The organism is Bacillota bacterium, assembly GCA_040754315.1.
In the GTDB taxonomy this organism is placed as follows: domain Bacteria; phylum Bacillota; class Sulfobacillia; order DUSP01; family JBFMCS01; genus JBFMCS01.
In genome coordinates this window covers 55,507-80,211 of sequence record JBFMCS010000043.1, presented here as the reverse complement: position 1 = coordinate 80,211, position 24,705 = coordinate 55,507, and the positions used below count along the sequence as shown (strand labels likewise).

At 62.5% G+C, this 24,705-nt stretch carries 24 protein-coding genes and 1 pseudogene; 3 read left to right on the top strand and 22 right to left on the bottom strand.

Annotation, left to right across the window (positions count from 1 at the left end):
- Positions 1–289 precede the first annotated feature (289 nt).
- The 13 genes from AB1576_09090 to cooS all read right to left on the bottom strand — a co-directional run bounded on the left by AB1576_09090 (position 290) and on the right by cooS (position 13,869).
- Positions 290–799 carry a gamma carbonic anhydrase family protein gene (locus AB1576_09090; protein ID MEW6081910.1) on the bottom strand — a complete coding sequence of 170 codons (510 nt, stop codon included), beginning with the start codon at positions 797–799 and terminating at the stop codon, positions 290–292.
- Positions 800–810: 11 nt separating this feature from the next.
- On the bottom strand, positions 811–1,272 hold the full coding sequence (locus AB1576_09085) for a CBS domain-containing protein (GenBank protein ID MEW6081909.1): 462 nt from the start codon (positions 1,270–1,272) through the stop codon (positions 811–813).
- Positions 1,262–2,293, bottom strand: a complete 1,032-nt coding sequence (locus AB1576_09080; protein ID MEW6081908.1) for a M42 family metallopeptidase — start codon at positions 2,291–2,293, stop codon at positions 1,262–1,264. Before AB1576_09080 ends, AB1576_09085 begins: the two co-directional genes overlap by 11 nt.
- Positions 2,290–3,300 carry a M42 family metallopeptidase gene (locus tag AB1576_09075; protein MEW6081907.1) on the bottom strand — a complete coding sequence of 337 codons (1,011 nt, stop codon included), beginning with the start codon at positions 3,298–3,300 and terminating at the stop codon, positions 2,290–2,292. The genes AB1576_09080 and AB1576_09075 overlap by 4 nt, the downstream gene beginning before the upstream one ends.
- The gene (locus AB1576_09070) at positions 3,291–4,319 is read right to left on the bottom strand and encodes a M42 family metallopeptidase (GenBank protein ID MEW6081906.1); all 1,029 of its coding nucleotides are present in this window, start codon (positions 4,317–4,319) and stop codon (positions 3,291–3,293) included. Before AB1576_09070 ends, AB1576_09075 begins: the two co-directional genes overlap by 10 nt.
- Positions 4,320–4,325: 6 nt before the next feature.
- A complete protein-coding gene (locus AB1576_09065; protein ID MEW6081905.1) occupies positions 4,326–5,606 on the bottom strand; it encodes a radical SAM protein in 1,281 nt (426 codons plus the stop codon).
- Complete coding sequence (locus AB1576_09060; GenBank protein ID MEW6081904.1) at positions 5,599–6,087, bottom strand: acyltransferase; 489 nt, start codon at positions 6,085–6,087, stop codon at positions 5,599–5,601. Before AB1576_09060 ends, AB1576_09065 begins: the two co-directional genes overlap by 8 nt.
- Positions 6,084–7,109, bottom strand: a complete 1,026-nt coding sequence (gene tsaD / locus AB1576_09055; GenBank protein MEW6081903.1) for a tRNA (adenosine(37)-N6)-threonylcarbamoyltransferase complex transferase subunit TsaD — start codon at positions 7,107–7,109, stop codon at positions 6,084–6,086. Before tsaD ends, AB1576_09060 begins: the two co-directional genes overlap by 4 nt.
- A gap of 56 nt (positions 7,110–7,165) precedes the next feature.
- Positions 7,166–8,719, bottom strand: a complete 1,554-nt coding sequence (gene spoIIP / locus AB1576_09050) for a stage II sporulation protein P (protein MEW6081902.1) — start codon at positions 8,717–8,719, stop codon at positions 7,166–7,168.
- A gap of 16 nt (positions 8,720–8,735) precedes the next feature.
- Entirely contained in the window at positions 8,736–9,950 is a 1,215-nt protein-coding gene (locus AB1576_09045) for a SpoIID/LytB domain-containing protein (protein ID MEW6081901.1), read from the bottom strand.
- A 189-nt stretch (positions 9,951–10,139) separates the two neighbouring features.
- Positions 10,140–11,417 (bottom strand): FAD-dependent oxidoreductase, encoded by a 1,278-nt coding sequence (locus AB1576_09040; protein MEW6081900.1) that lies wholly within the window; start codon positions 11,415–11,417, stop codon positions 10,140–10,142.
- A gap of 2 nt (positions 11,418–11,419) precedes the next feature.
- Positions 11,420–11,935 (bottom strand): 4Fe-4S dicluster domain-containing protein, encoded by a 516-nt coding sequence (locus AB1576_09035; protein MEW6081899.1) that lies wholly within the window; start codon positions 11,933–11,935, stop codon positions 11,420–11,422.
- Positions 11,936–11,997: 62 nt separating this feature from the next.
- Positions 11,998–13,869 carry an anaerobic carbon-monoxide dehydrogenase catalytic subunit gene (gene cooS, locus AB1576_09030; GenBank protein ID MEW6081898.1) on the bottom strand — a complete coding sequence of 624 codons (1,872 nt, stop codon included), beginning with the start codon at positions 13,867–13,869 and terminating at the stop codon, positions 11,998–12,000.
- Between the two features lie 493 nt (positions 13,870–14,362).
- Here cooS and AB1576_09025 point away from each other — a divergent pair, with 493 nt between their 5' ends.
- Both AB1576_09025 and AB1576_09020 read left to right on the top strand, forming a co-directional pair.
- Complete coding sequence (locus tag AB1576_09025; protein ID MEW6081897.1) at positions 14,363–14,650, top strand: type II toxin-antitoxin system prevent-host-death family antitoxin; 288 nt, start codon at positions 14,363–14,365, stop codon at positions 14,648–14,650.
- Positions 14,634–14,951 (top strand): type II toxin-antitoxin system RelE/ParE family toxin, encoded by a 318-nt coding sequence (locus AB1576_09020; protein ID MEW6081896.1) that lies wholly within the window; start codon positions 14,634–14,636, stop codon positions 14,949–14,951. The genes AB1576_09025 and AB1576_09020 overlap by 17 nt, the downstream gene beginning before the upstream one ends.
- A gap of 246 nt (positions 14,952–15,197) precedes the next feature.
- Here AB1576_09020 and mtbB read toward each other — a convergent pair.
- From mtbB to pylSc, 6 genes and pseudogenes are all read right to left on the bottom strand, one after another.
- Positions 15,198–16,559: pseudogene (gene mtbB, locus AB1576_09015) on the bottom strand ([dimethylamine--corrinoid protein] Co-methyltransferase).
- Positions 16,560–16,619: 60 nt separating this feature from the next.
- On the bottom strand, positions 16,620–16,985 hold the full coding sequence (gene pylSn, locus AB1576_09010) for a pyrrolysine--tRNA(Pyl) ligase small subunit (GenBank protein MEW6081895.1): 366 nt from the start codon (positions 16,983–16,985) through the stop codon (positions 16,620–16,622).
- 18 nt (positions 16,986–17,003) lie between these two features.
- Positions 17,004–17,816 (bottom strand): 3-methylornithyl-N6-L-lysine dehydrogenase PylD, encoded by an 813-nt coding sequence (gene pylD / locus AB1576_09005; protein MEW6081894.1) that lies wholly within the window; start codon positions 17,814–17,816, stop codon positions 17,004–17,006.
- A gap of 2 nt (positions 17,817–17,818) precedes the next feature.
- Positions 17,819–18,985, bottom strand: coding sequence for a 3-methylornithine--L-lysine ligase PylC (gene pylC / locus AB1576_09000; protein MEW6081893.1), 1,167 nt, complete (start codon positions 18,983–18,985; stop codon positions 17,819–17,821).
- A complete protein-coding gene (gene pylB, locus AB1576_08995; protein ID MEW6081892.1) occupies positions 18,982–20,055 on the bottom strand; it encodes a methylornithine synthase PylB in 1,074 nt (357 codons plus the stop codon). Before pylB ends, pylC begins: the two co-directional genes overlap by 4 nt.
- Before the next feature lie 92 nt (positions 20,056–20,147).
- Entirely contained in the window at positions 20,148–20,984 is an 837-nt protein-coding gene (pylSc, locus tag AB1576_08990; protein ID MEW6081891.1) for a pyrrolysine--tRNA(Pyl) ligase large subunit, read from the bottom strand.
- 392 nt (positions 20,985–21,376) lie between these two features.
- Here pylSc and AB1576_08985 point away from each other — a divergent pair, with 392 nt between their 5' ends.
- Positions 21,377–22,867 (top strand): trimethylamine methyltransferase family protein, encoded by a 1,491-nt coding sequence (locus AB1576_08985; GenBank protein MEW6081890.1) that lies wholly within the window; start codon positions 21,377–21,379, stop codon positions 22,865–22,867.
- 22 nt (positions 22,868–22,889) lie between these two features.
- Here AB1576_08985 and rimI read toward each other — a convergent pair whose 3' ends face one another.
- The 3 genes from rimI to tsaE are packed head-to-tail and all read right to left on the bottom strand — an operon-like array spanning position 22,890 to position 24,515.
- Positions 22,890–23,348 carry a ribosomal protein S18-alanine N-acetyltransferase gene (rimI, locus tag AB1576_08980; protein ID MEW6081889.1) on the bottom strand — a complete coding sequence of 153 codons (459 nt, stop codon included), beginning with the start codon at positions 23,346–23,348 and terminating at the stop codon, positions 22,890–22,892.
- On the bottom strand, positions 23,345–24,061 hold the full coding sequence (gene tsaB, locus AB1576_08975; GenBank protein ID MEW6081888.1) for a tRNA (adenosine(37)-N6)-threonylcarbamoyltransferase complex dimerization subunit type 1 TsaB: 717 nt from the start codon (positions 24,059–24,061) through the stop codon (positions 23,345–23,347). Before tsaB ends, rimI begins: the two co-directional genes overlap by 4 nt.
- Positions 24,042–24,515 (bottom strand): tRNA (adenosine(37)-N6)-threonylcarbamoyltransferase complex ATPase subunit type 1 TsaE, encoded by a 474-nt coding sequence (gene tsaE, locus AB1576_08970; protein MEW6081887.1) that lies wholly within the window; start codon positions 24,513–24,515, stop codon positions 24,042–24,044. The genes tsaB and tsaE overlap by 20 nt, the downstream gene beginning before the upstream one ends.
- Positions 24,516–24,705: the final 190 nt, after the last annotated feature.

Here is a 24,705-nt window from a genome sequence, read left to right as displayed (position 1 = left end):
GCGCAAGTATGTGTACCGTGATGGACCGCCGACCCGCCGTGCCGCTAATAGTGCTTTACTTGAGACGGTGCCCCCTACTGACAGAATCGCTTATCAATTAACCTGACATTTTCCCTTGACGTCGACATCCCTCCGGATCAATTAAATCTGTAGATCAAAGCAGGAGCAAACGACCCGCGGATGGGTGAGGAATAACGCAAGTCTGCATCTTCCGAGGAGGCCACCATCCCCACCTGGACCACGTCCGAACCCTGCGGCAGCCTCCCATTAGCCTAGAATGACCCCCCTGTCACCGGCGGCCCACGGCCTCGGAGGCAAGAGCGGCGTAGGTCTCTGCCGATCTTGTGATCCCCTCGATCTCCCGTTCACTTAGGGTTCTTACAACCCGGGCAGGCACCCCCAGCGCCAGGCTCCCTCTGCCGATCCTGGCGCCTGGGGACACTACGGCTCCCGCCCCGATAATGCAGTTGTCCTCCACCACTGCCCCGTCTAGCACAACCGCCTTCATCCCCACTACCACCCTATTCCCAATGTGGCAGGCGTGGAGTACAGCACCGTGCCCTACTGTAACCTGGTCCCCGATAACGGTGGGGCCCCCCTCCACACAATGAATGCAGGAAAGATCCTGTATGTTGCTGGCCCTCCCTATGGTGATGGCGTCGAGGTCCGCCCTTAGCACCGCATAGTGCCAGACGCTGCTGGACTCCCCTATGGTCACACCGCCTATCAACACGCAGCCTTCCGCCAGGTACACGCTGGGATGAACCTCGGGGTTCCGTCCCTTCCACGCCTGGAGCATGCCTAAACCCCCTATGCCTCGGCCACGGCCCTGACGATGTCGGCCCTGGTGACGATCCCCACCAGCCGCCCGTCCACATCCACCACGGGGAGGCGGTTCACCCGGTTCTTCGTCATGATGGCCGCTGCCTTCTCCATGTCTGTGTCCGCAGTAACGGTGACGGCCTTCTTGCTCATCAGTTCCCTCACAGTAGTGGTGGCCATCCTCTCGAAGCCCGTGCGCACCTTGGCGAACTCGTTCGGGTCAGAATAGGGAGAAACCCAGCCCCAGGAGTCCCTCAGCGAGGTATGGCTGGCAGTGCCAGCATGCCGGAGCACATCCGCCTCGGTAATAACCCCCACAACCCGTCCCTCGTCGTTCACCACGGGTACACCGCTGAAGCGCTGATCGGCCATGATCGCCGCGGCCTCCTTCAGCGTGACGCCCTCTCTGACGCTGACGGCAGGCCTTGTCATGATGTCCCTAACCTTCATCCTCTTGGGTAGACCTCCTCCCCTGAATATCGAGGGAGCCCCTGAGGACCGCCGTGAGCAGTCTCAGGCAGGCATCCACATCCTTAGGGTCCAGGCTTTCCGACGGTGTCAGCCGGTAGCGGCAGGGCACTGAGAGCGCACCTGCGGGAATGCCCGCTCTTGAGAGCTGTATTGCCGCCGCATCGCTGAAACCCTTTTCCCTCACCTCTCTCTGGTAGGGTATTCCCTCTTGCCTGGCGGTTTCCTCCAACAGCCCCCTTACACCCCTGTGAGCTATGATCGCCTGGTCCTTTACCTTGATGGCCACGCCCCGGCCCAGGCTCACCCCGGGTTTCTCCGTCTTGGGGGTATCATGGGCCTCCACCACCTCCACAGCCAGGCCCATGTCGGGGCCTAGACCGTAGGCACAGGTCCGCGCCCCCCTTATCCCTAGCTCGGACTGGGTTGCGAAGACGAAGTGGACCTCATTGCCAATCCCGGGGTTCTCGCTGAGTTCCCGGGCGGCCTCTATGAGCACAGCGCACCCCACCCGGTTGTCCAGGGCCTTTCCAACCCAGTGGTTCCCCATCTCCTCGAGTTCCCCGTCCAAGACGGCCATGTCCCCTACCCTGAAGACGCCTGAGGCAGCCTTGCCAAGCCCCGGGTCTATGAAGAACTTCTTAGGCTCAGATGCCCGGGCAGGCTCAGCGGTCTCCGCGGACACCACTCCAAGGGCCCCGTTCTTGAACCTCACCCGGGTCCCCACGAGAACCTGGGGATCCACGTTCCCCACGGTGCTGAAGCGGAGAAAGCCCTCCTCTTCCACGTGGGTCACCATCAGCCCAGGCTCGTCCATGTGAGCCACCAGCATCACGCTCTTTGACCCTGCGGCTCCCCGCTTCACGGCGATTAGGTTACCCAGGGCATCCTGGGACACCTGGTCAACCCAGGGCGATATCTCCCGCTCGATGGCCTCCCGTACCTCATCCTCGCTCCCAGACGACCCGTAGGCCAGCACCAGCCGGCCGGCAAGTTCTCTCACAGGTTCGCGCCCCCTTCCAGGCTCCTGAGGAAGGCCACAAGGAGCCTTCCTGTGTTCTCCAGGTCTTCCCTGGACATGACTGAGGCCGGGCAGTGAATGTACCTGGCCGGCACCGAAAGGGTGGCGGCCAGAGCCCCCTCCCTGGCCAGCTGTATCCTCCCCGCATCGGTTCCCCCTCTGGTGGACCTCTTGTACTGGAATGGTATGGCCTCAGACTGGGCAACCTCCGCCAAGCGCCCTGCCACCTTGCGGGAATATACGCCGGCGGCATCCATCAGACTTATCGCAGGCCCCTTGCCGAGGCTGGTGGACTGCCAGGGCAGGTCTGTACCCGGAGTGTCACTGGCTGACGTAACGTCAATGGCCAAGGCTATCTCCGGGTTTACCGAGTAGGCCGCAACCGCGGCCCCCCTGAGCCCCAGTTCCTCCTGGACAGTGAAGGCCGCCGTCAGCTCCAGGTCAAACTCCTCGCTGAACACCTGCCGGACAAGGAAGCACCCCGCCCTGTCATCCAGGGCCTTCGCCCGGATCATCCCGCCCTCCGTCTCCGAGTAGGCTGTGGCAAAGGTGCACTGGTCCCCGAGATTGACCATGCGCTCCGCCTCCTCCCGGGACGAGGCGCCGATGTCGATGAACAGGTCCTCTATCCTGTAGGGTTTCTTCCGGACCTCCTCCTCCTGCATGTGCACGGGTTTGGCCCCGATTACCCCAGGCACGGCCTCCTGACCGACCAGGACTGCCTTGGCCGGGAGGATCCTTGGGTCCATGCCCCCCACCGTCTTGAAGCGAAGCAGCCCATCCTTTTCAAACCAGGATACCATGAGCCCTACCTCGTCCATGTGGGCAGCCAGCATGACCCTGAGGCCCCTGCCCTTTCCCTTGGTGGCCAGCAGGTTTCCCATGGCGTCCACCCTGACATCCCCCTCCAGGCCATCCTGGAGGAGTTCCCGGACTGCCCCTTCCTGTCCCGATATCCCCCGGGCAATGCTTAGCGCCCCTAGTTCCATGACAGTCCCTCCAGGAAGACCCTGTCCACCCGGAGGGCAAACCGGGCAAGGAGCCTGGCAGCCAGTTCGGCGTCTTTCAACTCCAGTGTCTCCACAGGCGTATGCATGTAGCGAAGGGGGACGGAGACCAGCCCCGAGGGCACGCCTGCCCGGCACACCTGCATGGCCCAGGCGTCAGTCCCGGTGCTCCCTGGCATTGCCTCCAGCTGGTAGGGTATCCCCTCTGCCTCAGCAACCTCCACCAGGGCCTTGTGGATCACAGGGTGGATGTTCCCGCCCAGGGTTATGGTAGGGCCCTTGCCAAGCTCATGCGTATCGTACTCCGGAAGCCCAGGCATGGCACCGTGGGTGACATCCACCGCGACCCCGATGTCGGGGATGATATCATAGGTACACGTTATTGCCCCCCGGAACCCGACCTCCTCCTGAACCGTGGCGGCGAGGTAGACATCCGCCTGGTGCCGCATGTGGCCCAGCTCCTCCAGGCACCCTAAGAGAACAGCCACACCTGCCCTGTCGTCCATGGCCTTGCCTGCGGCACGTTTCGGTCCCAGCCGGGTGAAACCGGAGTCGAAGGTACACACGTCCCCCACCTGGATGTCACCGGCCTCGTTCCCCGTGTCAATGTAGAGCTCATGCATGGGCACGGTCTCCTTCTCCTTGCCTGGGTCTACCAGGTGCGGCGGGGTGAAGCCCACGACCCCCGGGATGGCTCTCTTCCCGTGTACCATCACAGCCTGCCCTGGCAACACCCTGGGATCCACCCCTCCCACAGGTACGAACCGGAGGAAGCCTCCTTCCTCGACCTTGGTCACCATGAGGCCGATCTCGTCACAGTGGGCCGCCAGCATTATCCTGGGCCTGGGTTCTGGGCCGGTCCCACGCCTGATGGCGATGACGCTGCCCATCACGTCCGTGCGCACCTCGACCCCTGGAACCCCCTGGAAAACCGCTGCCAGCTTGTCCTCGTGCCCGGAGACCCCCGGGATCTTGGACAGGGTCTTTAGCACCTCGGCCATCTCCAATCAGATCACCTCCACCCTGCATCCGAAAACCTCAGCCAGGCTATAGTAGTGCGTCCCCAGGAGGTCCCTGCCCCTGCTGTCCCAGGGTGCCCTGGGCAATAGCACCAAGTCGCTCCCGGGGGGAACGGCCCTGGCCATCCTGGCGAAATCCCCTGCGGTCAGCAAGCCCGCGCTCTCTATGTTGCCGCCGAAGAAGGCATTCTCCACGGGGAGGACCTCCAGCCCTTCGATGGAGATTAGCCTGTCCCAGGCCCGGCGCGAGCAGAGGGCAACCGGGGCTGCCCCAGGGCCTTGCCTCAGTTCATCCAGCCGGGCTAGGGCTCCCGGTGGCAGGTCCGACTGGAACACCAGGCCTCCCGCATCATGGGGGCCCTTGGCCACCCTGAACCTCATCCCTGCTGCACCCCGCCGCACCAAGACCTCAGGGTTCTCCGCAAGGCAAAGGGCGTGGGCCTCAGCCCTGGCTGTGACTGGGCGCCCGTCCACCTCCAAGACCACGTCCCCCTGGCGGATGCCTGCGCGGAAGGCAGGGCTTCCCCTGAGCACCGCCGCCACCACGGGGAGACCGTCAATCCCCAGGCTGGGCTCGAGGAACACAGGCATATCAACTAGTGACTCCAGCCTTTCAGCCATACCCTGAACCACCCCAGGGCCAGGCAGGAGTTCTGAAGGGGCCAGGCGGGTTCCTCCCGGTGTGATGAGGCGCAGGCTCAAGGCACCCGCACGTTCAAGGAAGGAAGCAGTGCGAACCACCTCATCCTCGCCAACCAGGTGGGACAGGCAGACAATGCTGCCGTGAAAGGGCACATCCTCGGCCGGGAGGGCTTCCACGAACCGGGGAGCCCGTTCAGGCTGTGTATCCCCGAGGTAGTGCCGCCTCAGCCCGGGGTCAACGAGGTTCAGGGATACCACCAGTTCCACACCGAGCCTCTTTAAGACCCGGGCATCCCTGGGGTCCGCCAGGGTGCCGTTCGTGGTTACCTGGATTGGCCTGGAGGGAAAGGCCTCCCTGATGCCCTCGAGAACCGGGAACAGTTGCGGTGAGGTGAAGGGCTCACCCTCCAGGACACGAGTGGCAGCCTCCCCTATCACCAGGCGCCCCCTTGAGGGAAGGAACCTCAGGTCTGCCAGGACCTCCTGGGAAGAACGGGGGGCCATCCTGAGAACCTCAACCCCCGGGGGGTTATAGCGGTTGCTGCAGAACACACAGTCCAGATTGCAGGAGGAGGTGAGGGGTATCGCTCCTTGTCTCAGCGCCTCCTTGATGATGGCGTCAGGCATCCCTTTCCTCCAGGGGCCTCGCGGGCACGCCTCCCACGCGAGCCCCTGGAGGCACATCCCGGTTCACCAGGGAACAGGCGGAGACCACCGCCCCGTCCCCGATCTCCACGCCGGGCAGTACAAGGGAGTGAGCCCCTATGAGGACGCGTTTTCCCACTCGCACGCTCCCGGTCCTGAGCTGGTCCAACAGGAACTCGTGAGCCAGTATGGTGGTGTTGTAGCCGATGATGGAGTCGTCATCCACGGTTATGAGGTGAGGGAAGAGCACATCTATCATGACCATGAGGCCGATGGACACGTCCTGGCCCAGCCTCATCCCGGTCATCCGCAGGAGGGCGTTCTTCAAGGGGAGATAGGGGATGTAGCGGGACACCCATATCAACAGGAAGTTCCGGGAGGTGCGCCAGCGGCCTGCCATTGCCCCCCAGTACTGCATGGAATTCTTGGGGCCTGGTGCCGGGTGGCTGGTGAGCCTCCTCATCCTCGCACCCCCAGCTCTGGCCCGGCCTCCGCATCCAGGCTAAGGTCGGAAACTAACCCCCTCTTCAGGAGGTAGTGGCCGGCGCAGGCCACCATGGCGGCGTTGTCAGTGCACAGGTTGGCCGGGGGGAAGGATACCTCAAGGCCCCGGCTTCCCCCGGCCCGCAGCATCTCCTCCCGGAGGAGGCTGTTGGCGGCTACCCCTCCCGCCATGAATACGCTCTTCACCCCATGCCTCTCCGCAGCAGCCATGGTCTTGTCCACCAGGACATCAACTACGGCTCTCCTGAAGGAGGCCGCTATGTGGGCTACGGGGATGGCCTTCCGGGCCTGGGTGAGGTCATTCACCAGGTAGGCCACAGCGGTCTTGATCCCGCTGAAACTGAAGTCCAGGCTGCCCTCCTCCAGGTGCGACCGGCGAAGGCTCAGGTATTCCTCGTCACCCTTCGCCGCCACACGGTCGATGGCCGGTCCCCCGGGGTATTCAAGCCCCAGTACCCTGGCCACCTTGTCGAAGGCCTCCCCAGCGGCGTCATCCCTGGTCCTGCCCAGGATGACCAGGTCTCCGTGACCTTCCATCAGCACTATCTCGGTGTGCCCGCCGGAGACCACCAGGCAGACCAGGGGGAACTCCCTCTGGGCCTCCACGAAGTTGGCGTAGATGTGGGCCTCAAGGTGATGAACCCCAAGGAGGGGCACTCCCCAGGCATATGCCAAGGCCTTGGCCACAGATAATCCAACCACCAGCGCCCCGACCAGGCCCGGGCCATAGGTCACGCTCACGGCGGAGACATCGCCCTTCCTGACCTCGGCCTCGGTGAAGGCCTGGTCAATTACGGGGAGGATGCTCTCCACGTGTTTCCTTGAGGCCAGCTCCGGCACCACACCCCCGTACTCCCGGTGGATCTCCATCTGGGAAGAGATGATGTTGGAGAGGAGCTCCCGGCCGTCCCTGAGAAGCGCGGCCGAGGTCTCATCGCATGAGGTTTCTATGCCCAGGACCGGTCTGGAAATGGGTACCACCCCTCCCCGCCTATTATTCACCGTCCAGCCGGTTTCTCCTCCGGGGAGGGGTAACTTCAGGATCCCCCAGTCGCAGCCTGGCTGCGGAAGAACTCACTGACCACCTCCCCGAAGAGGACCGCTCCCCGTTCCGCTGACTCCCTGGCATTGGTATGGGAGCCAACCTCAAGGAGGAGCGCCCTGGGGAGGACGTCCTGGTTGTAGTTGCCCCGGGCGAAAAAGATGCCCCGCACAAGGTCCGGGTGCAGGCGGTCGGCGACTGCCTTGAGGCGCTGGGCAAACTCCCGGTTGGCCAGGGCATTGGCGTTTTGCTGGCCAACAACTATCATGATCTGGGTGACCCAGTCACCGGACACCCTAGCAGCATACTCCGGCTGAGGCAGCGCGTCGCGATGGACGTCGAAGATTGCATGGGGCCTGAATGCCAGGAGCGAGATGGCCGTGGAACGCGACCTCCTGTAGGCGCCCCTGTCGTGGGGGAGGTGCAGGTCCTCGGAATACCTCACGCGGGTCCCCTGGGCTGCCAGGGATTGGGCCAGGGCGCTGCCCACCTCATGTATTCCACCCCGCCCGTAGATGGAGTCTGCACCGTCAGACCTCACATATGACTCTGCGTTGTGGGTGTGGTAGATGCCCACCCTGGGTGTGTCCCCATCCCCGGGGGACACGGGGATGGCAGTCACCTCCGCCTCCAGGTCCACTGTGCCGTGGCACACGGCCCTGGCCACCCTGCCCTTCACACGGACCACTTCGTACAGGAGGTTCCCGCTGGATATGAACTGGTCGCCCCGGGATATCCTGCGTGATGTGCTCATCACCATGTTACCTTCCTCATCTACCATAACACGGTACGAACCCGGGTGCCCCTCCTCCCAGCCGTCTACCACAGGCCACCCCTGCCAGGTGAGTACGGCCGCCAGGATGCCCACGGTTAGGCCCAGAGCGGCAGTACCCGGTCCGGTCATGAGGCTCTTGGCCCTGGGCGAGCGCCGGTGAAGCCACTCCCTAGCCTCTCCCACGGCCTCGGCCAGGACCACCGCCAGGAGGCCCGAGAGCACTACTGTATCGAAGACCCCACCGCCCCCCACGGCTACTACGGCCCCCCGCACCCCCCGGAGAAGGTTCTCCAGGGCAGAGGCCACGTCAGTAAGGACAACTCCGCCGGTGGCGCCCACAAAGGCTCCACGCCGGCTGCGCCCCGTGATGTAGGCCACAATCGCAGCCACCAGTCCCGGCACGAAGATGGGATCAAGATCCACTGGGCCCCTTAGCGCGCCCGGTTCGAAGGGGAGCACCTTGTCGGACCACCAAACCACTCCGGCCACCACGAAGGCCGCCAGTACCGATCGGATCTTCTCCGCCCTGGTATCCGCTGTGAACACCAGGTAGGCGGCGACGCCCAGGGGGATCAAGGCCCCTCCCAGGTCCACGCTAAGGGTGGGAGCCACTTGCACCGTTGGCAATAGACCCCCCAGCACCAGGGCGCCCAGGATCAGGAAGGCCGCCCGGTCGGTGAGCCTCAGCCGGTCAAGAACCCTGTGGGCCACACCCAGGTAGAAGAGGGCGGCCGCCAGCACAAGCACGATTATGCCTAGGGGAAGGTTGGGCATCTCGGGCACCTTCCTTTCACTCCCAGAACCGCTCGATCCTGGTGTTCTTGAAGTAGAAGCTGACTATTTCCTCGGGTGACTTGCCCCTCTGGGCCATGGCCCAGGCTCCCCACTGGGAGAGCCCGACACCGTGCCCGAAGCCCCTGCCCTTCATGGTTACCGTGTTGCCCTCCAGCTCAATCCCGGTGATGAGGGTTGATCTCATGGCCTCACTGCTCACTACCAGGCGAAAGCGGGGCGCGGAGACGCTCTCTCCGTTGATGACCAGAGTCAAGGCACGACCTGACGGCCCGCGCCTGCCCACTCTGACGCTCCTGACGGGGCCAGTGTCTGCCCCAAGGCTCCTTGCCGCCTCCTCGATTTCCGAAAGGGTGAAGGTCCTTTGCCATTCCAGGTCTTTAGTTATGTCGATATCATCCACCGATTGGATGTAGGGGGTTGGCTCGCTGTCAAACTCCAGTCCCTCGTGGGCTGTGGCGGTGCGCCCCCCGGAACTGGCGTGGAACCAGGCCAGTACCGGCTCACCCTGGTAGGTTATGATCTTCCCCCGGGTCATTTCGACGGCATCCTGGACGGCATCAGTGACAGCACCTGCGTTGTACGCCTGGAACTCCTGCTCGTTTGTGCTGGCATCGGTACCCCGTTCCTCGACCCCCCCGTCCTGGATCTTCCGCCATGTAAACGTCCTGGCGACTATGGCCTGGGCGGCCAGGGCCTCCCGGGGCCACCCCGCGTTCATTTCCCCCGCCACGACCCCTTCCAGGTACTCTTCGATCCTCATCTCCCGGATACTTCCCGTGTCGTGAAAGAAGACGCTGATGGTGGGCTCCTCAGTGAGTTCTCGCTGGAACGGGGGAGGCAAAGATTCAGGAGGGAAGGGCGCCACCGCCTGGAAGGGCAGCGAGCCCAGGTAAAAGACGCCCACGGCCAGCGCCAGGCTGTAGAAGGGTTTGTCCCTCACGTATGCCTTGACATCCTGGAACCTGACATGCCGCAGTCCCTCCCACACCCGGCTGGCGTCCAGGTTCCTGATGCCTCTAGCGGCCGCCCCGGCGCTTCGCGATATGCTCCTCCCGAGCTCCTGGAAGCCCTGGGAGAACTCTTGGCCCAGGCCTCTGGCATCAAGGTCAGCCCAGGCATCCCGGGCCCTGTCCAGGGCCTCTCTGACCCGCTCCCTGGCACTCTCCAGGATCTCCCCATATCCCCTGGTCTTGACAGAATCCCCGCCCATGACATCCCTCCTCGTCTACCCGTTAGTATGACCAGAAGCGGTCCGGCAATAGACATGGCGCACCGGGAGTGCCTCGTCATGCCAGCCGAAAGAGGCAGATGCGGGCCCCACATGTGAGGACAGAAACAAGAACCCCACGTGGCCGTGGGGTAAGGTTTCTTTGGCAAAGCTGGCGCCTGGGCCGGTGGATTACCCCTGCCCTAGGCGGTCCCTCCTGGTGCTGAACGAGAGCAGGTGCCCCGTGTGAAGGTTACCGTGGAGGAAGGCCTCCTTGAGGTCCTCAGCCAGGGGTCGTTTCCTCCTGATGAGCGAGGCGACAACCCCCGATTGCCTGATGTCACCCACCAGTATCATCCCTACAGGGGTATCCTCCCTCAGCACCATCTTCCGGTAGATGCCCCTTGACGGGTTATATACGGAAATCACCTCGTAGCCCTCACCCGGGGCGCGGGAGAGCCCCAGGGAAACCGCTGGCACATCTTGGAACTCCACGGCGTTCTGCAGCGCTATCTGGCTGCTGTAGAGGCGGTTTTTCCCCGCCATGTTGAAGCCGGCCACACGGCCCTGGACTACAGCGTTGGGCCAGATGGGTGTAAGGCCCGCGGAGCCCGTGACAGCGTCCACTGTCACCGCCACATCACCCGCGGCGTAGACCCCCTGGACGTTGGTGGACATCTGCCCGTCTACCGGGATGCCCCTCTCTACGTGGATCCCTGACTGGTCCAGGAACCCTACGTTGGGCCGGGTGCCCGCAGCAACGATTACGAAGCCTGCCTCCAGGACCCTTTCATCCTCCAGGATGACACGAAGGGAGCCGCCTCCCCCATCCCTCACCTGGAGAATCCCGGTCCCTAGCACCAGCCGGACACCGGCGCCCTCGATATCCTCCTGGATGATACCGGCAGCCTCATGGTCCATCTGTTGCGGGAGGATGCCCGGGAGCTTCTCCACAACGGTCACCTCCAGGCCCCTCCTGCGGAGGGCGTAGGCTACCTCCAGTCCTACGAACCCCGCCCCAACGATGACCACCCGGCGTGATTCCTGTGCCAGGGCTCCTATCCGCCGGGCGTCATCCAGGGTCCGCAGGCCCAGGACCCTAGGCCCGGCAAGGCCAGGCACGGGGGGAATGAACGAGGAACTCCCAGTGGCAATGAGGAGCCTGTCATACTCCAGGGTGCTGTTGTCCTGTATGATGACCCTTGAGCGGTGCGGTTCCACCGCGGTCACCCCCGCACCAAGCACCCTGTTCAGTCGCCATCTTGAGAAGAAGTCCCCGGGGCGAAACCGGATGCCATCCTCATCCCGGGTTTCCCCTAAGAGGTGCGGCAAGAGACAGCGAGAGTACAGGGGATTGGCTTCATCACTGATCACTGTGATATCATCCTCCGGCCGCAGGCGCCTCAGGGTCTCCGCGGCCTTGGTTCCCGCCGCGCTCGAGCCGATAATCACGTGGCGCAGCCTGTCCAAGTCTATCCCCTCCCCTGCTCCGTGGGCCCGCTGGCCGTCAAACCTACGAGACTGCCCCGGCGGATCTCCGCGGCGAAACGGCCGGGCTCCTCGAATACCAGGGCTGCGTTGGGGCACGCCTGTACACAGGCCGGGATCTCTCTCCCGGGACACCTGTCGCACTTCAGGGCCTTCTTTTCAGGAACCGTCTCCTGGATGATAGCCCCGTATGGGCACGCCATGACACACATCCAGCATCCCACGCACTGCTGCCCGGGTCCCTCGTTGGTCACAAGCCCCGTTGCCTCGTCCCTCTGCATCGCCCCGGCCATGCACGCGTCAACACAGGCTGGCTCCGTACAGTGCCGGCACATTACCGGGGCCGCCCTGTCCAGAAAGGGTTCCACCGAGAGCCTGGGCTTGCTGTTCTCCAAGACCGCCCCCAAGAGGGTCTTGGATTCGGAGTGCTCGATGGCGCAGGCCACAGCGCAGCTCAGGCAGCCGTTGCACCTTGCCAAGTGCAGCATGATCTCCTTCACCGGTATCCCCTCCGCGTCTTGATTTGCTGGCGCGCCCTGTCTCCTGCCAGGGCACGCCGCCTTCACCGGGCTCCCAGAGAGAGCCTTTTCTCTTCGATGTGGTCTACCATGGCCCTGGCGGCCTTCAGGGGGTCCTCCTCCACAAGAACCCGTCCACCTGTCAGCCCCTCTATGTCCTGGGTGAGAACCTTGGTGACCAGCGGGCTCCCGGTAACGGGCGGGATTGGCCCCAGGTGGGTCAGGAGGCCAAAGGCCACTGCGAACACGCCGTCAACCACGGCCTTTTGCTCCAGGTACTCTGGGGCAGACACCACCACGGGAAGCCTGGAGGGGTCGACGCCCATGGCCAGGGCGAGGCTGGTTACAGCCACACCGATGCGCCCGATGTCCACGCAGGAACCGAAGTTGAGCACGGGCGGTACGCCAAGGGCCTCCCCTACCTCTCTCAACCCGCTGCCAGCCCCCTGGAGGGCCTCAGGGCACATGAGGCTGCCCATCTGGGCGGCACTGGACATGCAGCCCGCACTCAGCACAAGCACGTCGTTTTTCATGAGTTCCTTCATGATGGCCAACCCCTTGCTGTCGTGGCCGTTTCGGGTATTGGTGCAGCCAACCACTGCCGCTATTCCCTTGATGCTGCCGGCCTCGATGGCCTCCAAGAGGGGCCCGAAGCTCCCGCCGAGGGCATCCTGGATGGCCTCGACGGAAAAGCCCGCCACCACACTGGCCTGGCTTGTGGGTATAAAGGGGTGGCCTCGCCTGCCTTGGAAGGCTTCAATGGCCATGGCTACCAGCTGTCTTGCCTGCTTGTCAGCATCCTCGGGCGAGTAGTCCACATGGGTGTCCACCCCTTCCATGCGTACAACCCTGTCGACCGACACCAGCTTAGTGTGAAACGCGTCGGCGGTTTGTTTCAATCCAGGAGTGGAGCAGTTCATGTCCATCATGACCAGGTCGATGGCCCCGGTGGCCACGATGTACTCCTGGTTCAGCCAGTTGCCCAGCTGGCCCGCAAATCCCGAGGCACTGCTCCCAGACCTCTGCATGAGCTCCTGCCCGGTGCACATGGAACCGTATACCTTGATCCCCTTGGCCCCCGCCCCGGCCGCAAGTTCCCGGAGGGATTCCTCTTCGGCTGCCTTGAGGACAGCGGTGGCCATCAGGGGAACATGGCCGTGGGCCAGGATATTCACGGTGTCCCTGTCAAGTATCCCCAGGTCTGCCCTGCTGTGGACAACACTGGGGGTGCCCAGGAGTATGTCCTGGACGGTAATGGTACCGACGAGGCCCATGTAGCCGGCGGCGATGGAGAGGCGAAGGGTGGTAAGCAGAAGATCCATTGGGTCCGTGTTTATGCTGGTCATCGACTTCGTCAGGGCATCCCGGATCTCCGAAAGCACACCGCCAGGGGTGATCCCAGCCTTGTCCCATATCTCCTGCCTGCTCACGGGGGCAAGTAGTCTTACCAGAGCCAGGGGTTCCCGGGAGTCCTTTCTCATCTCCGAAATCAGGAGGTCCGCCACGGCTCCTGCCAGGTCCTTGACAGGCCTGCCCGGGTCTAGACCGAAGAGCGCGGCTGTTCGCCTCAGCTTGGATTCGTCCTGGATTTCAAAGGGGCTCCTCCCTTCCGAAACGGCCTTGACGGTCCTGGCCAGCTCCTCAAGGTGGTGGCTGTAGGCTGCTACGCCATGGGTGGCAAGCCTCACGAGGTTTCTGGACACTATGGTGTCGGCAGTGGCCCCGCAAATGCCTCTCTTGGCGTTGAAGGATATGCGGCAGGGGCCGTGGCTGCACAGCTGGCAACAAACACCCTGCATACCGAAACCACACTGGGGTTGCTGGGCCTCGTGCCGGTCAAACACCGTTTCGAGCCCCATCTCCCTGGCATGCCTGTACATCAGGTTCGTGCTCTCGTGGGCGGAAAACTCTTTCACTCGACACCCTCCTCCTAACTAACTTAATCAGTAAATATTAGGCCAGGCAGTATCCCGCGGGCATCCCTCCTAGTCCCATAAATAATACTAAGTAACTCAATAATAGATTTGAACTAGGAAATAAGTCAACCCCCCACATCCCTAAAAGGGATGCCCTCTCCTCCCCCCAGGCGCCTCGAGCCCGGGATATCTCATCAGGACTTCCTCCTGCACCCTTTTTCGATGCCCTGTCGCCTTTTCGATCCTGGCGGCGTGGAACGCCAGTGGGGCACCGTGACTGCAGGCAAGCTCCCTAGGCGGAAGCTACTGAGCCTTCTAACATTGAGGGCATTCAGGACCTGTTTTTGACCGCATGGTCAAAAGAACCGTCCCCTGGCCTTTGATGCGTCAATCCTGGCGATGAACACTCACCTTTTACAATTTGGCGCGATTGTAGTATAATAAGCGTACAATTAGTATACATTATTGCTACGAAATGAGGCGATCTATCTTAATGATGAACATTAAACCGTCTACGGCCATCCGCAAACACTACAATGAAGTCTCTGAACTGTGCAAACGTTCGGGAGGGCCGGTATATCTGACCAAAAATGGCGAAGGTGATCTTGTGGTTATGGATATTGAATCTTTCGCTCGGCGTGAAAGTATGTTGCGCCTACGGGAAAATCTGGTTGCGGCGGGAGAGAGCCGACTGAACGGTGAGAACGGCTACAGCATAGACGAGGTATCCGGTATGATGAAGACCGCTGTCCGGGAGGTATTGGATGGACAGCGGAGATAAACGGCATACCGTCATCGTTTCCCATGAAGCTGCACAGATGCTAGTATCCCACTCGCGGTTTCTGGCGCAAGTTAGTGAAACGGCAGCTCTCCAGCTAGTAGACGAATTTGCGGAAAAAGCAAAGTCATTGGAGATATTCCCGGAGCGAAATCCATGGCTGGTTGACCCGCTGATTCCGGCTAGGAAATACCGTAAACTTTTAATGTCAAAACGATATCTGCTAATCTATCAAATCAAGGGTGACTCGGTTCTATTGGATGCTCTGGTGGATACCCGACAGGACTATGGCTGGTTGCTGTAACTAGCAGGTATAAACCATCATTACCATTTAAAATTTTGCGAGAAGGGCGCTTTATCTCCGAGCTTGAGAAAAGCAACGAATCCTCTAAAGATGGCTAGAGGGGAGGCACAAGTAAGGAAATTTCACCCAATATACGGGGATCCCGATGATACAGCGCATCCGACTGGCGATGACAGGTATTGGACGATCGGAGCTCACTAGAAATGACCTAAGGGGGCCCCCACGGGGGCCCCACAGGTTCTTTTCTTACTTCAAGAGCCTCGCTTTAGTCATGTTCACGCAGTTTATCTCGATCCCCAGCACCCTGGCGATGTTGAACTTGGCCTCTATCCCCTTGGCATAGCCGGGGAGCAGGGTCACAAGCCCTATATCCCGGTCCTTTCTCACCTCGTCCATGATGGCCTCGTCCGTGAGTTCCATGATGCTCACTCCGAGTTTGCCCGCGACGTACTCCTTGGCCGCCTGGTTCTTCATGCGCCGGGTAATCTGCATCCGGGCAACCAGATCTCCAGCCGCCCGTACCCCGTTCATACCCGCCGCCATGGAGTGAGTCATAGCCATCCCCATGGGGTCCCCCACACCCACCTACAGCCCGTCCAGCCTGCCGATCTCCGCCAGCGCCGTGGACACCCTGGACACCGCGTCAGGGCAGGGCCTGTCATGCATGGGAACTCCGCCCACTCCCATGCCCACGTTGGTGTGAACCGGGATCTCCGCTGCCTCCACCACTGCCTTGGTGAAGGTCACCGCCCTAGCCAGGTTCCAGGGCATGGACTTGCTGGTGTTTGTGTTGATGGCGGGGCCGAAGATGGTGGCACCCGCCTTCTGGGCCAGTTTCACTTGCTCATGGGGCTTGAGCCCTGCCAGTCTCACCCCATCATACTCGAGTTCACCGTGCATGCCAAGGACAGTCTCCCCGGCCATCCCCAGCATGATACAGATGTCTGGATACTTCTTCCTCAGGGTCTCCGTGGCCGTCAACGCCGCCAGGAAGTCAGCGTCCCCTGCGGCCCCCGCCGTGTCAAAGTCGATACCGTCGGCACCCGACTCGTACATGCAGCTGGCCACATACACCATGTCCCTCACGCAGTGCTCCATGGCCTCCAGCTGGCACTCCCTGGCCTCCGCGATCTTGCCCTGGGGCAGCAGTTCCGAGGGATTCGGCACAGGCCCATCGGGTTGGGTGTAAAGGCCCAGGTTGGGCATGGCACCGTAGAAGAGGGGCAGGACAGTGGATAGGAGGGCATCCTCCATGTCCCTCTGTTCCTCGTGTACCACGGACTTCACGGCCTTGTAGCTGTAGTCCAGGTGCCCCATCTCGGCGGTATCAGCCCCGATGATCCTCTCCCATATCTGGATGCCAGTAAGTCTCCCCAGGATTCCTAGCCTGGGTATCTCCATTATTCCCCCATCGCTGGAGAGGATCACCTCGTTGCCCCGGGACACGCTGACAAACTTCGACGGCATCGTGCAAATCTCCAGGAGCCGGTGGATCTCGTCTGCACCCAGCGGGGCTGTCTTCCCCTTCCGAGCAGCCTCCTGGGTGCCTTCCTCGATGTCCGCGCGGATCTGGTCCACCGTTGTCTCTTCTAGGTAGCCGTCACCCATTCTCGTGTAGAGCTTCTCCATACCCTAATGCTAGCCTCCCCTCTTGACTGCTTTTTCGTCTCATGTTCCCCCTGGCTCGTCCCGGTTCTCCCCGGTTTCCACTTCCCTGAGTTCGGACCCCCAGTGCTCGCTGAACACGGTTGCCTCGAACTTCCTGAGTTTCCACTGGGGTATCCTGCACCTCTTGCACTGCTCAACCACCCATTTATTCCTCAGCCACCTCGCCGCCCGGCTCTTTCTAGAGTCGCGCACCCTGAAAAGCTGGCCGCAGTGGGTTTCCACCTCCGCATAGGGCCCCCTGACCCTAAACGCCCTTACTCCGTGGAGGACGCCCCGGCGCGAGGGCCACAACCGGATCTTCTGGACCAGCCGGAACAGCGGAACATCCTTCCGGTAGTACCTTTTCTTGGGGTTCCGTACAGGCAAGGACAACCCTCCCAGCGCTCACCCGAGGCTCATGACCAGCATGGTAGCGACTCCTATCTCCAGCGCATCGTGCACCAGCCTCTTTCCCAGGAGAGGAATGGCCTCAGGGGAAACGCCCAGGGGTATCCCTGGGGCAGCCAGCACCATCTCGGGCGTTACATGGTGGCTGCAAATGATCCCGCTGGCCCAGGACGCGTCGATAACCCTGGTGTGGCGGCCCAGGGCATGTTCCAGATCCTCCTCCACAGGTACCGCGTGCCTTCCCGCCACCTCCATGGCCCGGGCCACGTCTATGTCGTGAACCCTGGGGCGGGCCCCCAGGTCAAGGAGGGCCCGGACAGCTGCCTCTCCAACCCGTCCCACCCCTATTACCAGCACGCTCTTGTCCTCCAGGCCTCCGGACATTGCCTCAAGGGCTGCCACAAACCCCCTGGCGGTTGCCTCGGTGCTGTCGACCAGGCCCCCGTTTCTCAGGTCCAAGGCCACAAACCGGTGGTCATCCGCCATGAACAGCAGGCGGGCCCCCTCCTCAACGGCTTGAGCAATACCGCTGACATCAGTAGCAACGGTCACGAAGGCCTGGGCACCGAGGTGCTCCAGTATGGACGAGACCGACTCTGCAAATCCATCTATGACTCCCTGGCCTGCGGTCACGGGTACCACTGCCACCGTCACGGCAGCCAGTCTTCGCATGGCTTCCCCCGGGCTGGTATCCGCAGCCCTGCACGCAACGGCCAGGAGGTTCAGCCCTGTGCTCTCCCGGAGGCTAAGGTCATAGGCTTTCAGCCCTTCAGCCATCCCATGTATGTGATCCACGGTGAGTCTCGTCAAGCTCAGGTTCCTCCCTCTTCATGCGGCCCCTCATCCAGTAGGACACCCAGGCCGCAATGGGCCATGATGCCCCTCACCGCCGAGTCCCGGGCGGCCCAGGCCTCTTCCATGGTTGAGCCGGTGTTGATGAGCGTAGCCACCCACGGCAACCATGGTCCCCGGAAGTTGGTCAGGGCCTCACAAGCCCCGAAGAACCCCCGGCGGTGGCTGAGGTGCCCCCCAGTACCCATGATGTGCTCCCCTGTCACCTCCAGGACCCCGTCATGAGCCCAGACGTGCTCGTAAATGACAGCCCTCTTGACCCTGATACCGGCTTCAGGAAGCCTCCCGTCGACAAACACCTCCTTCAGCCATTCCAAGAGGTTCTGATCGCTGGACTTGTACACCGCCGTGGGTGTCTGGCTGGGAAGCCTGGCGTCGATCTCCAGGGCCTGCAGGCGCCCGGAGTTGAGTATCACCTCTATGTCCATGACCCCCACCAGCCCCATTGCCCTGGCCAGTCTCACGGTGTCTGCCCTGAGGGCCTCCACCAGGGGCGTCTCCAGGTCCGCAGGGGCCAGGACCCGCTTGCAGTCGTAGAGCGGGTCCATCTCCAGCTGGGTGACTTGGAGGGTGCGGAAATGAAGGCCTGTACCTACCACTTCCAAGGAGTAGGAGGGTCCCTCGAGGTACTCCTGGATGACCCACCCGGATAACCCCTTCCCCATGTTCACCTTGAAACGCTGGAATTCGCCCTCATCGCCAAACCGCCTCACACCGTCACTGCCGCTGGAGCCCGACGGCTTGGCGATGACCGGAAACGTTCTAGCGCCAGGACGGGGGGCGGGGACCCCCTGCTCGGCAAAGAGCCTGTCTGACTTGATCTTGCAGCTGGAGATCCGGTAGGCCCTGGGGTCATAAGCGATGGGAACGCCCTCACCGTGAGACACCCTCTCCAGAACAGGCAGGACCTCCAGGTCTTCCAGGGCGGGAACTACCAGGTCAACGCCACGCAACGCCCTCTTCAGCGCCCATTCATCGGTAATGTCTACCAGCAGGAATTCATCACACAGACCAGCAGCCGGGGCTTCGCTGTCCACATCTGCCACCAGCACCTCCCACCCGGCCTCCCGTGCCAGGTAGGCAGCCTCGGTGCCCTGGAGCCTGCCCCCCGCCACTAAAAGCCTCATGCCCTGACCCCTTCCCCTGCCATGGCAAGACGCCTCTCCCTGGCCACCCAGGCCTCATATTCCTCCGCAGTGGATGCCTCGAGGCCAAGCCTTTCGAGAACCGGGAGGACTCCCTTGACGCTCCTGTTGCCCTCATCAATGTCCAGCGAATGCTGGGACACGCCGGCAAGCCCGGAATGGGGCGGTATCAGGGATGTGATGACGTTGGCGCCTGCCTGGAGCCGCAGCTCCAGGCCAGCCAGGCCGTCTACATCCAGGGATGCCGGGATCAGCCTGGACGGGAAGGAGAGCCTCAATGCGGCTATCATGGCCAGTTCCCGGTTGGGCCAGGAGAAACGTTCCATGGGTGTGCCAGCCTGGTTGACGAACCCCATGACCCGCACCTGCTGGCACCGGACGTCCCTCATAGCCTCGATGGTAGTGGCCAGGTCGTCCTGGGTCTCGCCAACGCCTGTAAGCACCCCCTCTTCCGTGAGGAGCCCAAGGTCTCGGGCCCAGGTCTTCGTATTCATCCTCTGTGAATAGTCCTGTCCGACCCGCAAGCGGGCGAAGAGGTCCCTGTTGTGGGTCTCCTGGTAGCATGCGTACCAGTCCGCGCCTGCGCCTGCCAGGGAGGAGAGCACATCCCTGGGAACCACCCCCGGGGATATCATGACTGGGAGCCCAACCTCATGCCTGACAGAGCGGACCAGGCCCACCAGGGGCTCGAAGCCCTGCTCGTGGTAGAGCGCGTCCTCACCCATGGTCAAGTCTATCAGGTGAACCCCCGATTCGGCCAGGTTCCGGGAGACCTCCAAGACCTCGCCAGGACTCTTCCTGTATGGGGTGTGCCGGTCATTGCCAGTGCGGTACAGGCAGAAGGCACACCTGTTCCGGCACCAGGTGGAGAAGTAGACAAAGCCATAGAGGAACACGCCCCGGCCGAAGTAGCGCTCCCTGAGGGTGCGTGCCGAGGCAAACACATCCTGGAGGTCTGGGCCCTCCAGGCTCACCAGGAAACGGATATCCTCCCGAGGCAGGGGCTCTTCCCTGAGGGATCTGTCCAGTATGTCCGTGAGGAAACGGGGCATGACTATCGACCCTTCTTAATGGTCCCGGTGCTTGGGAGCGCCTGCCATGGCCCCAAGCCACCTGGCATTCATTGTGTTGCCCGTGAGTTACCTTATCCTATGTTGAGGCGTACCCCGTCAAGGTACGCCAGGCTGCGTCCCACCCTGTGAACGCCCTGGTAGCCTTCGCGCACCATGGCCAGGCGTTCCAGGCCAAAGCCTATTCCCACCCACGTATCGAACACCCCCCATGCCTCGTCCAGGGGGTGCGGGCCCATGGCGCCCGAACCTAGCTCCAAACCTGAGACCACATCCAGCGTGGTCCCATATACCTCTGACTCCTTCTTGTGCAGCTGGTAGTCGCTGATGCCTGAGGCCTCCATGACCAGGGACGCCAGTTCCCTCAGCCTGGGGGCCCTCTCCTCCTGGGGCAGGCCCATCTCCACGAGGTTTAGCATGGTGAACTCGTTCAGGTGCTGCGCCCCGCTGGTTTCCTTGCGGAAACAGGGGCCCACCTCAAAGATCCTAATGGGCATGGGCCAGACCCGGGCCAGGCTTACCATCATCTTGTACAGGTTCGGGGCCAGCATGGGCCGGAGACACCTGGAGGGGTCCACCCAGAATACCTGGCTAAAGAGGGGATGGTCCTCGCTTATTGTCATCTTCTCCAAGGAGACCCTGGGGAGGAGTATGGGTGTGACCACCTGTGTGAAGCCCCTGTCTATTAGGGCTTTGACGAGGTCCTCCTCCAGCTGGCAGAGCACAGGGCGCCGGCGGACCTGGCGGAGGCTCTCCAGCCTGCGCCTGGCCTCCTCCACCAGGCCCCGCTCGGCCTCTTGGAAGGTACGGTTCCGGTGGCCCACATCGGGGAATTCCTGGTCAAAGATGGCCTGTCCCGCCCCGAGCTCAGCCAGACGCTGGCGTTGCACGGGGGTCCAGGAAACACCCACCTTGTGTCCCTCCCTCCCGGGAAACCGGGGGAATGGTACTGGCGGGGAGTCCGGGAGCCACCCCCGGCTGCGCAGATTTAGGGTCTGCGCGATCATGCCGATCTACCCCCCGCTTGCCCGCTCCGGGGCGCTAGAGCACCTAAGACGCCCGGGGCATGATAGTCTTCGACACCTCTTGGCCAAACCCCTTTTGAGGCCACATGGTGGCACCTGGCTGTCTGGTGATTCTCTCCCACCGTCGCTGCCCACATGCTCGAGTCTAGCCTCTGTAACCCTCCTTTGAAGAACCCAGGCTTACCTTCGTGGCGCTCGGAAAGGAAGTCCCACGCTCGCGGGCGAATACCTGCCTCTATGGGTTCTCGTGCTCCATGAAATGGATGGGAGTGGAGTAGATGACAGGAAGAAGCGCCCGGACGGGAGTGACTCTTGCCTCCGGCTTCGGGCTCCTAGCCCTCACCCGGGACCAGCTGGACTCCCTTCACTACGCTACCCTTGAGGTGTTCAGGAATACTGGCATCAAGGTGGACAGCGAAGAGGCCGTGGAAATGTTCCATGGCGCCGGCGCAAAGGTCGAGCGCAGGCCCGGCCAGACCATCGTGAAGATACCTCCCTACGTGGTTGAGGACTGCATACAATGGACCCCTTCCACCACGGTCTACTATGGAAGGGAGCCGGAGGACGACTTCGTGGCCGAACCCAACCGTGTGGGGTTCAGCACCTTCGGCGAGTGCGTGAAGGTGATCGACATCCACACCCGGCAGGCCCGGAGGTCCGTCAAGGAAGACGTGGCCCAGGTCACCAGGGTGTGTGACTACCTCGATGAGATCAGTGTGATGGAACGGCCCCTCTGTTCGTCAGATTGCCTCCCGGCAACCCAACCCCTGCATAACCTGGACGCCCTCCTGAATAATACCTCAAAGCATGTCTTCACCGGGGCGGGCAACGGAGCCAACTGCAGGAAGATGGTGGAGATGGCGGCGGCCAGCGTGGGCGGCGCAGAGGTATTCCGGGAGCGCCCCAACCTCACAGTGTTCGTGTGTCCCACAAGCCCGTTGATGCTGGTGGAGGAGTGCTGCGAGGCCATCATAGAGACGGCCAGGGGAGGGGCGGGTGTTGCCGTGATCCCAATGGCGCTGGCGGGCGCCACGTCCACGGTGACCCTGGCCGGCACCCTGGTGACCCATAACGCCGAAACCCTCTCGGCCCTTGTCCTGGCGCAGCTTGCCCGCAAGGGCACAGCCTGTACCTACTGCTCCATGAGCACCATCATGGACCTGAGACTCATGGTGGGCGCAGTGGGATCACCTGAACACGGCATGATCAGCGCGGGGGCCATCAACCTGGCCCAGTACTACCGGCTCCCCAGCTGGGTCGGCGGGGGCGTTTCCGACAGCAAGATCCCTGACGCGCAGTCCGGATACGAGTACACCCTCAATGCGGTCCTGGGGGCCCTGGCTGGGGCCAACATCGTCTACGGGGTGGGAGCCCTGGAAATGGGACTCACCATTGACTTCGCCAAGCTGATCCTGGATGCGGAGATGATCCGCTACATACGGAAGGTCACAGGGGGCATTGACTTCTCTGACGAGACCCTGGCCCTGGACCTTATCCACCAGGTGGGTCCAGCCGGGGAGTTCATGACCAGCGAGCATACCTTCAGGCACATGCGGAAACAGTCCCAGCCAAGGTTGTTTGACCGCAGGACCAGGAATGCCTGGAGCGCGGAGGGCTCCCGCGATGCAGCGGAACGGGCCTACGAGGAAGCCCAGCACATCCTGAAGACTCACAAGCCCATACCCATGGTAGCGGGGGCGGCCCAGACCATCCGGGCCATCATAGAGGACTACGAAGCGGAGATCCTCCGGGGACACCCTGGCGCCTGAGCCAGGATGGAGGGTCACCTGGTCAAGGAGTCAGCTGCCTGGTGGGGATAAGCAGGTGTATATCGTCTTTCCACATGATTATGGCGTCCTCCCGGGTATCAGTGTAGTAGCCACGCCTCACTCCCTTCCGCTGGAAGCCGAACCGGTGGTACATGAGCTGGGCGGCACTGTTGGACACCCGGACCTCCAGGGTCATCCTCTGGCAGCCCCTGGCCGCAGCCCTGGCCAGCATCTGGGACAGTAGGAACCCCCCCACTCCCTGGCGCCTGACCCTGGAATGCACCGCGATGTTGGTGATGTGGGCCTCATCCAGGATAAGCCACATCCCCGAGTAGGCCACGACGACCCCCGCCCTCTCCACCACTACGTAGTGAGCCATCGCGTTCTCAGTGATCTCCGAGACAAAGGCCCTCTCTGACCAGGGGCTGGGGAAGGCACACCGCTCTATCGCCAGGACCTGGTCGATGTCGTCCAGGGTCATCTCCCTCGCCGTAAGGGGCGTTCTTGGATCAAGCCATTCCGGAACTGCTCTTTCCTGTGCTCCCAATTGATTTCCGCCTCCGATCGCCGGAGGTACTGGGGCATGAGGGCAAAGGGTGTCACCGCTTCCGCCACCTGCCCGATCTCCGCTATGTGACCCGCCCTGGGCACCCGGTCACCGCCCACCCTGGCCCTGGAGCCGAACCGTTCCAGGATCTCTTCCTCGTGGGCGTGCGCGTACCCCCCGACAAAGAGCACTGGGCCGCTGGGAACCTTCTCCCAAAAACCCTCGGCAGGTCCCGCCCAGACATCAGTGACGCGGGCGCAACGGCGCCCCCCCTGATATCCTGCCCCGTATAGCCGGCCCCTCCGGGCGTCCATGAGGGCCACGATGGTGCCCTCGAAGAACCGCGTCCCGTGAGCCAGGGCCTCCAAGGTCAAGACGCCCACCGCCGGTATGTCCCAGGCATAGCACAGCCCCTTTGCCAGGGACACCCCGATACGCAAACCGGTGAAGGACCCCGGGCCCACCGTGACTGCCACCCTGTCCGGCTTCGGGCACCCCGTGTCCTTCATGGCCCGTTCCACCAGAGGCATCAGGTACGCGGAGTGCTTCATGGGAAGCCTCAGGGTGTACTCGGCCAAGAGCCCGCTATCATCCCCGAGAGCCACCCCCATGGTCTCCGTGGAGGCATCAAGCGCCAGTACCAGCAAGACGAGACACCTCCTCCACCAGCCGGCAATACCGCTCTCCCTTGGGTTCCATGGTGATGAGCCTGGTGGAGGGCCCCTGGGGCAACAGGGTGACCCACAGCAGCTCCGTGGGGAGCACCTCCTTTACCTTCCGGCCCCACTCTACCAGCGTTACACCCTCTCCATAGAAGTATTCCTCGTAGGGGAGGTCATCCATGTCAGATGCCCGGTCAAGACGGTAGACGTCCAGGTGATACGCTGGCAGGCGCCCCCGGTACTGGTGCACCAGGGTAAAAGACGGGCTGCGCAGGTAGCCTGTGACGCCCAGCCCCACCAGTACCCCGCGGGCAAAGCAGGTCTTGCCTGCCCCCAGCGGGCCCTCCAGCGCCACCAGATCGCCCGGTCCAAGAAGGCCCCCTAGGAGCCTGCCCAGAGCCTCGGTCTCCTCAGGGTGCCGGCTGGTACATTGCCACATGTCTCTTCTCCTCGAATGATCTCAGGCGGGCCTGGCCAGTAGCCGGGCTGAAGGGAGGGGCTGCCATGACGGGCCCGGCGAAGGACGGATCGCACTACATGGGCACATCGCCGATATCGAGGAAGACGTGGGGCGTAGTCTACTGTTCACTCCCAGCCTGGTCCATGCGCTGCAGGTTAAGGGCCTGGTC

Excerpts from the sequence above, each read along its gene's own strand:
- AB1576_09090 (MEW6081910.1), bottom strand. The coding sequence starts at position 799 with ATGCTCCAGGCGTGGAAGGGACGGAACCCCGAGGTTCATCCCAGCGTG.
- AB1576_09085 (MEW6081909.1), bottom strand. The coding sequence starts at position 1,272 with ATGAAGGTTAGGGACATCATGACAAGGCCTGCCGTCAGCGTCAGAGAG.
- AB1576_09075 (MEW6081907.1), bottom strand. The coding sequence starts at position 3,300 with ATGGAACTAGGGGCGCTAAGCATTGCCCGGGGGATATCGGGACAGGAA.
- AB1576_09070 (MEW6081906.1), bottom strand. The coding sequence starts at position 4,319 with ATGGCCGAGGTGCTAAAGACCCTGTCCAAGATCCCGGGGGTCTCCGGG.
- AB1576_09065 (MEW6081905.1), bottom strand. The coding sequence starts at position 5,606 with ATGCCTGACGCCATCATCAAGGAGGCGCTGAGACAAGGAGCGATACCC.
- AB1576_09060 (MEW6081904.1), bottom strand. The coding sequence starts at position 6,087 with ATGAGGAGGCTCACCAGCCACCCGGCACCAGGCCCCAAGAATTCCATG.
- spoIIP (MEW6081902.1), bottom strand. The coding sequence starts at position 8,719 with ATGCCCAACCTTCCCCTAGGCATAATCGTGCTTGTGCTGGCGGCCGCC.
- AB1576_09045 (MEW6081901.1), bottom strand. The coding sequence starts at position 9,950 with ATGGGCGGGGATTCTGTCAAGACCAGGGGATATGGGGAGATCCTGGAG.
- AB1576_09025 (MEW6081897.1), top strand. The coding sequence starts at position 14,363 with ATGATGAACATTAAACCGTCTACGGCCATCCGCAAACACTACAATGAA.
- AB1576_09020 (MEW6081896.1), top strand. The coding sequence starts at position 14,634 with ATGGACAGCGGAGATAAACGGCATACCGTCATCGTTTCCCATGAAGCT.
- pylC (MEW6081893.1), bottom strand. The coding sequence starts at position 18,985 with ATGAGGCTTTTAGTGGCGGGGGGCAGGCTCCAGGGCACCGAGGCTGCC.
- pylB (MEW6081892.1), bottom strand. The coding sequence starts at position 20,055 with ATGCCCCGTTTCCTCACGGACATACTGGACAGATCCCTCAGGGAAGAG.
- AB1576_08985 (MEW6081890.1), top strand. The coding sequence starts at position 21,377 with ATGACAGGAAGAAGCGCCCGGACGGGAGTGACTCTTGCCTCCGGCTTC.
- rimI (MEW6081889.1), bottom strand. The coding sequence starts at position 23,348 with ATGACCCTGGACGACATCGACCAGGTCCTGGCGATAGAGCGGTGTGCC.
- tsaE (MEW6081887.1), bottom strand. The coding sequence starts at position 24,515 with ATGTGGCAATGTACCAGCCGGCACCCTGAGGAGACCGAGGCTCTGGGC.